Consider the following 8383-nt stretch of genomic DNA (forward strand, 5'->3'; position numbering starts at 1 on the left):
CATCCCCTTTCCCTGATTTTGCACAAAGCAGAAGCTACGCCAGCACCGGCGCGTCGTTCAGCAGCTCGTCGCCGCTGCGCTCGCGACGGCGTGCTACGTACACGCCCGTGCCCACCAGCACCAGCAGCAGCGCAATGCTGGCCACCAACGACACCGCATTGCCCACGGCGTAAGACCTCGGCTCAAACTTGAACTCAATGGTGTGCGCGCCGGCCGGCACCTGTAGGGCCCGCAGCACGTAATCGGCCCGAATGTGCGGCACCGGCTTGCCATCGATGAAAGCCTGCCAGCCATCGGCGTAATAGATTTCGGAGAACACCACCAGGCCGGCCTGCGTAGCATTGTAGCGGTATTTCAGCTCGTCGGGGCTATAGTTGGTGAGAGCGATGCTGGAGCCGGCAATGTCGTAGGTCGCGGCTTTTTGCTGCGGAAATTTGCTGGCATCCACCACCGCTTCGGTGGCCGGGCTCAGGGTACTGAGGGCCGCCATCTCGGCATCGGGGCTGGCCACGGGCTGCACTTCGCTCACAAACCAGGCATTGCCCAGCGCGCCGGGGTTGCGCTGCACTGGCTGCTTGGCGTCACCGGTGATGAGGTAGCGCATGTTCAGCATATTGAGCACCTGCTGGTTATTGTTTGAAATCTGGCGTTCGATAAGGTCCTGGTAGCGGCGCAGCTTGGCCCCGTGGTAGCCACCAATGCTCTTGTGGAAGTATGAAGTCTGGGCTTCGTTGAAGGGATTTTGCACGTTGAGCACGCGGTAGCTCAGGTCCTTATCCTGCAAAATCAGCTGGTCGGCCGGGCTGAGCTGGAATTCCTCGGCAATGGTTTCGCGCTGAAATTTATTGTCGCCGAGGTAGCGCTTATCCACGCCCCACAAATCCACCAGCACCAGCACCACCATAATGGCCGCCGCCGGCACCACTTTCAGTTGTCCTTTCAGGTGGAAATACAGCACGCCTAACGCCGCCCCAATAAAGAGCAGCCCACGCCACACGTCGTTGCGGAGCAAATCGGCGCGGTCGGCGCGCAGCGCGCCCAGCAGCTGCGGCGTGAAACCCTGCTTGGTCAGCTCCCCATCCACGGGCGCGGCAAAATCGAAGCTGAAGCTGGCCAGATAAGCCAGCACGCACAACCCGGCCGCGATAGCGCCGGCATACAGCACCTTGGGCAATAATGCCGAAGCCTCGGCCGAAAGGGGCGCTTTGGTACCCGGTAGCGTGGGCGCAGCGGCCGGCCGGGGCCGCAGGATGCGGCTCAAGGCCAGCGCACCCAGAATGGGCATGGCCAGCTGCGCAATCACCAGCGCCATGCTCACGGCCCGAAACTTATTGTAGCCCGGCAGCAGGTCAAAAATCAGGTAGTTAAACGTTTCAAAGTTCTTACCCCAGGCCAGTAAAATGGACAGCACCGTGCCCGCCAGCAGCCAGTAGCGCGTACGCTTTTCCACCACAAACAGCCCCAGAATGAACAGAAAGCATACCACCGCGCCCATATACACCGGCCCGGCCGTGTAGCTCTGCTGGCCCCAGTAGGTGGGCATCGAACCCAAATATTCCTGCGGCAGGCCTGCTTTGGCCAGGTTAGAATCGGTGCCGAGCGGCATGGAGCTGGCCCCGCCGTAGAAATTGGGAATCAGGAGAGTAATAGTTTCGCCCACACCGTAGCTGTACTGGAACGCGTAGTCGCGGTCCACGCCCGAGCCGGCGTCCTCCGGGTTGGCGGCCGGGGCCTGGCCGGGCGCAGTAGGCGCGGCCGACTTCAACTCACTCGGGCCCCGGTTGCTGTATTTGCTATATTCGGCGGTGGTGTAGAGGCGGCCGAAACTCACGCCTACAGCCAGCGCCGCGCCCAGCGCCAGCAGCGCCGTGCGCTTGGCAAAATCGGGCAGGCGGCCCGCCCGCACCGCCGATACCAACTCGATAATGCCGAAAATAGCCACCAGCAGCAGCAGGTAGTACGTAATCTGAAGGTGGTTGACGTGCACGTTCAGCGTGAGGCCCACGGCAAAAAGCGCGGCTCCCAGCCACTTATCGCGGCGGTACGTCACGAGCAGGCCGCCCAGCACCAGCGGCGCGTAGGCCAGGGCCAGGCTCTTAGTGTTGTGGCCAGCGGCCAGAATGGCCAGGTTGTAGCTCGAAAAGCCCAGCGCCACCGCGCCCGCCACCGCAATGAGCGGCCGCACGCCCAGCGCCACCAGCAAAATGTAGCCGCAGAGCAGCGCCAGAAACAGGTTGGCTACCACGGCGGGTAGGCCCAGCGTCATGGCCTTCTGCAAATACCCGGACCAGTCGCCCGGAAAGTGCAGGCTGATAAGGTACGTGGGCATACCCGAGAACATGGAATTGGTCCATAAAGCCTCTTTGCCCATGGCTTTAGCGTACTCCTGCGCCTCGTGCGCCCCCCCCTGGAACTGGGTAATATCGTGCTGAGCCAGGGTTTTGCCATCGAACATGATGGGCGCGAAATACGCGCAGGCAAGCACCACGAAAAACAACACCGCCAGCACATGCGGCACAGCCCGCTGCCACCACGGCGCGGACGAAACAGAAGGAGCAGAAGCAACAACAGCCATCAGGGCAATTTTGGGGAAAATGAAAACGTGCCCGAAGGTACAGTAGAACCACCCGTAGCCGCTAACGTCCCGGAGTCAATCCCCAAATCCCAAGGCCACTCCAATCTTCCTGAAATTGACCCTACCCTACTTTACTTCCTCAAAATCAATGTATTCCCCACCCTTAAAGTCGTGTGGTTGTTTGCCCTGTTCTGCCACGGGCGGCACATAGTCCACCCGCACTTCGCCGGGCTGGGCATTAGGGCTGCTATCGGGCCGTGCCTGGGGCGGCACCACAAAGCCTCCGTTGCGCATCTGCTTGCGCACAAAGCCGCTTAGCGCCAGCCGCAGCACAATGGGCAGCAGGTATCGAACCGCGAAAAAAATCAGAATGAATATGAGCCAAAATTTCATATAGCTGGAAACGTAAACGCCGCCACAAAGTACGGTCAGCGCCTGCTGACGTGCACTCGGCACTTTTGCTTTACATAAACGGCCCGCTCCGGCTTATCGGTTCCGCAGCGCGAGGGCAACAGTACCAGCCAGACCAGCGGTAGGTGAGCGCAGTGATTTCGGGGGAAGCAGGAAAGACTGTTTCCTAATGCAAACGCACGGCCCCGGGTTCGGTTGCTAAATTTTTCTCCAGTTGTGGTTGCGTGGCTTCCGGCCTATTGCCTATCTTTGCAGCCCCATCCGATAAACCGTTGGTCGGGAACAAGCCGCTTTAGCTCAGTTGGTAGAGCAGCTCATTCGTAATGAGCAGGTCGTTGGTTCGAGTCCAATAAGCGGCTCCAAATAAAAAGGCCCTGAAACCGCATTGCGATTTCAGGGCCTTTTTATTTGGAGCAAAGCCATCTGCCGCGCAGTTATTGGAAAACGCGCTGCGAAGCCGCCACTTGGTTGAACGAAGCGACCACGCCCACCGCCTCGGCCAGAAACTCCGGGTTGGCCTCAATATGGTTGCCCACCACCACCACGTCGGCCCCGGCTGCCAGGGCTGCATACAATCTCTCGCCTGAGTTCAGCCCGCCACCCACAATGAGGGGCGCACTCACGGCTTCGCGCACGGCCGCAATCATCGCACCGGATACCGGGTTTTGAGCCCCGCTGCCACCGTCGAGATACATCAGCTTCAGCCCCAGCTGCTCGCCAGCCAGTGCCGTGCAGGCCGCGATACCCGGCTTATTGTGCGGCATGGGTGCGGTACCACTCATGTAGGAAGCCGTGGTAGGCCGGCCCGAATCGACCAGCATATAGCCCGTCGACAGCAGTTGCAAGCCGCTGGCCTTGAGGCGCGGCGCGGCCACCACGTGCTGGCCAATCAAAAAATCAGGGTTGCGGCCCGAGATGAGCGAGAGCAGCAGCAAGCCATCGGCCGGGCCATCGAGGTGCATGCTGTGGCTGGGAAACAGCAGCACCGGCACATCAGAATGGGCCTTGATTAACGTGATAAGGGCAGCTTGGTGCGAACTAAGCACCAGGCTGCCCCCCACAAAAAAGTAATCGACCGGATGCGCCTCACTCAGGCCGAGCAGGTGCAACAGGCTGGTTTCATCCAGGTTGTCCGGGTCGAGCAATACGGCCAGCGCTTTGCGGCCATGCTGCTGCCGGGCACGCAGCGCATCATAAAGACTTAGAAGGGTTAGACGCATCCGAGGAATCAGAAGGAGCAGACGAGGCGACGGGAGAAGCCCCCGTTTCGGCTGTGCCGTAGCCGGGAGAAGTCGCAAGGTCGGCATTTTTGTCCGCCGGGAAAAACTCGCCTACTTTTTTCGTCACCATGGCCAGGGCTACAGCCGCCGCCTGAGCCACCAATACCTTACCGGTATCAGACTGCAGAAATGCCTGAAATACCGAGCCCACTATGCGCGAGCGGGATTTTTTAGCGCAGCCAGCCGGTGCGGACTCGTCGAAAGCCTGCGAGGCAGGCAGCCGGCGGCTGTCGTCGTAAGGCAAATCCTGAAACGGGTCTTCCTCAAACTTCTCATCCGCGTAAGTCGAACCCGCGACAAAGGGCGCGGCAGCAGCCGTCTCCGACGGATTCTCGTCCGGATGCGAAGCCGTGGAGCCAAAGCCCAGGTCATCGGCTTCGTGGGCGTACTGCTGGTATTGCACAAAAGCACGGGCCGATTCTTCTGCGGACTTGTGCGCCAGGTTATCACCTTTTTTGCCCTTCTTATCCTTCTTGCTTTTGCTGTTGGAATAATAGTCGGCACCAAACTCGTAGTCGTTATCGGCCTCGCTATGGTCGGCCACGTACTTCTGCTGAGCACGCTTGCGCTTCTTGCCGCCAATCAGCTTCGTGATGAGCCATACGCCACCGGCCAGGCCGGCACATACCAGCGCCACCTTGCCCACCACCACCGATTGCTCCTTGATGTGGTCCACGTCGCCGCGCAAGGCGCGCTCATACTCCAGTTTTTTGCGTTCGAGAAATTCTTTTTGCTCGTCGAACAGGGGGTTTTGCAACTCACTCATAAGAAGGTCGGCTTAGGCTTGGCGTTTATCAGATTTGTAAATGGTGTCCTTGAGCACCTTGTTGGCAAGACCTTGGAAGGCCGTTTTATCAACGCCCACCAGCACCAGCACCATCAGTACCAAGTAGAAGCCAGCTACGATACCAAAGCCCCAGTAAGAACTATTTAGCGCGGAATTGAGCGCCAATCCGGCAAATACGCTCACAAAGATTACAAACAACAACCCCAGAATGGCCAGGGTAGCGCCGTGAATAGTGCCCACAAAAATAGTGGATACTTTTTGCTGTATTTCCAGCCGAACCAGGTCGATGCGGGTATCGAGGTAGCCCGTTAGATTACCAATCAAGCTGTCGTTGCGAGGGGTTTTGGAAGTATCGTCGTCGTTAAACATGCGGCGCGAAAAAGGGGTGACACAAGAAAAAATGAGCCCGGCTGTTTCATTGATTTAACAAGAAAAAAAGCATCCGACCGTACCGGTTCTACGGAAAATTTCGGCGCGTGGCTGACTTTTGCCCCCACCTTTGTGTTTGCCGTTAGCGTGAGTCAGAATCATTACCAAGTTCTTGGAGTTGCCCCCACCGCCCCGGCCGCCGATATCAAGCGCGCCTACCGGCAGTTGGTGGTGCGCTACCATCCCGATAAGCACGGCGGCGATGTGCGCTATGAGGAGCAGTTTAAAGCCGTTGCCGTGGCCTATGGCATCCTCGGTGACCCTGCCCGACGGGCCACCTACGACTTCCAGCTAACCCAGGCAGCCCGCCGCGCCGCCGAAGCCCAGCGCCAGCAGCAGCAGCGGCCCGTGTCGCAGCACGTCTACGGCGTACCCATGCCTCCCCCCGCCCCGCTCCGCACCCGTCCTCCCGCTGGCAGCCGCGAGCGGCACTACCAGCGCATTCCGCACCAGCGTCCTTCCTTCAATCGGCGCGACTGGCTTTTCACCCTGCTTTTCATCGCGGGAATTGTGCTGTTTGCCATGGCCGTAAAAGTGACCATGGACCACGTCTCCGCCACCAGCAACTACGCCGATGGGCTGCGAGCCTACGTGCGCGGCGATTGGTCGGCAGCATCCAGCTACCTGGACGAAACGCTGCACTTCCGCCCCGACTATGCGCCCGCCCTGCGACGGCGCGGCGAGCTGGCGCGTTTTCACCTCCACGATGCACGCGCCGCACGCGCCGACTTCCAGGCCGCACTCCAGCAGCCCCAATCCCGTCGCCTCACCGCCGACCTGCTCTACCAGCTGGGCCGCTGCGAGGCCACCCTCGGCCGCGCTCGCACCGCCGACTTCAATTACACCCGCTCCCTGGCCCTCGACAGCACCCGCAGCACCGTCTACCTCGCCCGGGGCGAAACCCGCCTGCTCGACCTGCACCAGCCAGCCCTAGCCGTAGCCGATTTCACCACTGGCCTGAGCCAATACCAACGCGCCGGGCGCAAAGCCCCCTGGCATTACACCCAATTGCGTGGCGTGGCCTTCGCCGCCCTCGCCCGCTACCCCGAAGCCCGTTCCGACTACTTCCGAGTGCTCCAGGCCAATCCCACCGATGGCCGCACCCACTTCCTGCTCGGCAAGCTGGCTGCTCACACCAACGATTCCACCGCCGCCTGCGAGTTCTATCGCCGCGCTCTGCAGTTGGGTTACGAATACGCCCGAACCGCCAAGGCCGCCTGCCGTTAGCCCCATCCCCACTACGCAAACAACCGCCGCCGGCCAAAGCCAGCGGCGGTTGCCGAAGTTGCATTCAAAAGCTCAGAAAGCCTTACTGGGGCATCAACACCGTGTTCACTACGTGGATAACGCCGTTGCTCTGCATTACGTCTGCGATAGTCACAGTCGATATGCCGCCTTTTTCGTCCTTCAACTCGATGGTTTTGCCTTTAATCATCGCCGTAAGAGTACCACCGCTCACCGTCTTCAGCGTAGCCTTGCCACCACCAGCCTTGATGGCTTTCTTGAGGTCAGCGGCAGTCATACGGCCAGCCACAACGTGGTAGGTCAGAATTTTGGTCAGCGTAGCCTTATTCTCAGGCTTCACCAGCGTTTCTACCGTGCCAGCAGGTAGTTTGTTGAAGGCTTCGTTAGTAGGAGCAAATACGGTGAAAGGACCAGCGCTGCTTAGCGTTTCAACTAGGCCTGCGGCTTTCACAGCAGCCACCAGCGTCGTGTGGTCTTTCGAGTTAACTGCATTTTCCACGATGTTTTTCGTGGGGTACATAGCCGCACCACCTACCATTACGGTACCGGGCATTTTTTTAGTTTGGGCCGAAACATTGGTAACAGCAGCAGCGCTGAGGAAAGTAACCAAGGCAAGGGAGAACAAAGACTTTTTCATCGGTATAAAGAAATGGTTAGTTTTTTTGATTGATGCATCACCTACGCCATTCCTTCGCCCAGCGGATTGCATCGCCGATAAGTTTTACTAGAAAAATCGTCCAACGCTGATTTATGTCAGCGATTATAAATGACTTGTTCATGCTAGTAGCCACGCATAGCGCAAATACTTAGGGGCTTAGGAAGCAAAATTCAAAAAATGGGGCATAACTCACTGTTATGCAATCAGCTAACCGCTATTATAAGTGCAGCAAAATTTCGGAGGTCAAATTTCGCTACTTGCTGCGCCTGTTTGCCTTGGATTTGACGGCCTCGGATACGGCCCGCCTCATGGACCTGAGCGTGCGGGCCGTCAATGACCTCTACCTGCTGTTGCGCCACCGACTCCTGACCTGGAGCCCCGCGCCGGCCGAACTCGACGGAGCGGTCGAACTTGACGAGAGCTACTTCGGTACGCGCCGGGTGCGCGGCAAACGCGGGCGCGGAGCCAGCGGCAAAACCATCGTCTTCGGCCTGTTTAAACGCGGTAGGCAGGTATCACGGAAATCGTGCCCGACTGCTCGAAAAAGACCTTGCAGGCCATCATACGCGGTAAAATCGACGTAGCCGCGATGGTCAACACCGATGGCTGGCGCGGTTATGATGGGCTGGTAGACGTGGGCTTTGACCGCCACTTCCGCGTCCGCCATGGCCAAGACGAATTCGTGCAAGGCGCCTCGCTCATCAACGGCATCGAGTCCTTCTGGAGCTTCACCAAAGCCCGCCTCCAGCAGTTCAAGGGCGTGCCCAGGCACACCTTCTTACTGCATTTGAAAGTGTCTGGATTTCGCTTCAATCATCGCTACGGGAACCGCTATAAATTGCCCCTTAAATCACTTTGCCAACAGCCCCTATAAATCTGTTTGCTTCCTAAGCCCCATACCTATTCAACATTGTTAGCTTCGGCGTAATCACCATTATCAAGCATGGAAAGTATTTGACAAATGGTAACAACCCAGTATAAACTCTTTCTGCATCATC

7 protein-coding genes, 1 tRNA gene and 1 pseudogene are annotated in these 8383 nt (G+C 58.6%); 3 read left to right on the forward strand and 6 right to left on the reverse strand.

All coding sequences use genetic code 11. The features are described 5' to 3' along the window. Positions 1-34: 34 nt before the first annotated feature. Both KQ659_RS20450 and KQ659_RS20455 read right to left on the reverse strand, forming a co-directional pair. Complete coding sequence (locus KQ659_RS20450; protein ID WP_216690485.1) at positions 35-2575, reverse strand: YfhO family protein; 2541 nt, start codon at positions 2573-2575, stop codon at positions 35-37. A gap of 126 nt (positions 2576-2701) precedes the next feature. Next, positions 2702-2968: a DUF4834 family protein gene (locus KQ659_RS20455; protein WP_216679384.1), complete on the reverse strand. Its 267-nt coding sequence runs from the start codon at positions 2966-2968 to the stop codon at positions 2702-2704. 304 nt (positions 2969-3272) lie between these two features. Between KQ659_RS20455 and KQ659_RS20460 the strand changes: the two genes are divergently transcribed. Next, positions 3273-3348: transfer RNA gene (locus KQ659_RS20460), tRNA-Thr, on the forward strand. Between the two features lie 72 nt (positions 3349-3420). Here KQ659_RS20460 and KQ659_RS20465 read toward each other — a convergent pair. Genes KQ659_RS20465 through KQ659_RS20475 form a run of 3 tightly spaced genes read right to left on the reverse strand, consistent with a single transcriptional unit; the run spans position 3421 to position 5422 of the window. Beyond that, positions 3421-4206, reverse strand: a complete 786-nt coding sequence (locus KQ659_RS20465; RefSeq protein ID WP_216679383.1) for a geranylgeranylglyceryl/heptaprenylglyceryl phosphate synthase — start codon at positions 4204-4206, stop codon at positions 3421-3423. Continuing rightward, positions 4178-5032, reverse strand: coding sequence for a hypothetical protein (locus KQ659_RS20470; RefSeq protein WP_216690484.1), 855 nt, complete (start codon positions 5030-5032; stop codon positions 4178-4180). Before KQ659_RS20470 ends, KQ659_RS20465 begins: the two co-directional genes overlap by 29 nt. A gap of 12 nt (positions 5033-5044) precedes the next feature. Next, a complete protein-coding gene (locus KQ659_RS20475; RefSeq protein WP_216690483.1) occupies positions 5045-5422 on the reverse strand; it encodes a phage holin family protein in 378 nt (125 codons plus the stop codon). A 132-nt stretch (positions 5423-5554) separates the two neighbouring features. On the opposite strand from KQ659_RS20475, the gene KQ659_RS20480 reads away from it, so the two are divergent. Next, positions 5555-6709: a DnaJ domain-containing protein gene (locus tag KQ659_RS20480; RefSeq protein ID WP_216679380.1), complete on the forward strand. Its 1155-nt coding sequence runs from the start codon at positions 5555-5557 to the stop codon at positions 6707-6709. An 82-nt stretch (positions 6710-6791) separates the two neighbouring features. On the opposite strand, the gene KQ659_RS20485 is transcribed toward KQ659_RS20480, so the two are convergent. Next, on the reverse strand, positions 6792-7364 hold the full coding sequence (locus tag KQ659_RS20485) for a fasciclin domain-containing protein (protein WP_216690804.1): 573 nt from the start codon (positions 7362-7364) through the stop codon (positions 6792-6794). A gap of 218 nt (positions 7365-7582) precedes the next feature. Here KQ659_RS20485 and KQ659_RS20490 point away from each other — a divergent pair. Further along, a pseudogene (locus tag KQ659_RS20490) lies at positions 7583-8259 on the forward strand (IS1595 family transposase). Positions 8260-8383 lie beyond the last annotated feature (124 nt).

The organism is Hymenobacter siberiensis, from assembly GCF_018967865.2.
In the GTDB taxonomy this organism is placed as follows: Bacteria; Bacteroidota; Bacteroidia; order Cytophagales; family Hymenobacteraceae; genus Hymenobacter; species Hymenobacter siberiensis.

Coding starts and splice junctions, on each gene's coding strand:
- KQ659_RS20450 (WP_216690485.1), bottom strand. CDS start 2,575: ATGGCTGTTGTTGCTTCTGCTCCTTCTGTTTCGTCCGCGCCGTGGTGG.
- KQ659_RS20455 (WP_216679384.1), bottom strand. CDS start 2,968: ATGAAATTTTGGCTCATATTCATTCTGATTTTTTTCGCGGTTCGATAC.
- KQ659_RS20465 (WP_216679383.1), bottom strand. CDS start 4,206: ATGCGTCTAACCCTTCTAAGTCTTTATGATGCGCTGCGTGCCCGGCAG.
- KQ659_RS20470 (WP_216690484.1), bottom strand. CDS start 5,032: ATGAGTGAGTTGCAAAACCCCCTGTTCGACGAGCAAAAAGAATTTCTC.
- KQ659_RS20475 (WP_216690483.1), bottom strand. CDS start 5,422: ATGTTTAACGACGACGATACTTCCAAAACCCCTCGCAACGACAGCTTG.
- KQ659_RS20485 (WP_216690804.1), bottom strand. CDS start 7,364: ATGAAAAAGTCTTTGTTCTCCCTTGCCTTGGTTACTTTCCTCAGCGCT.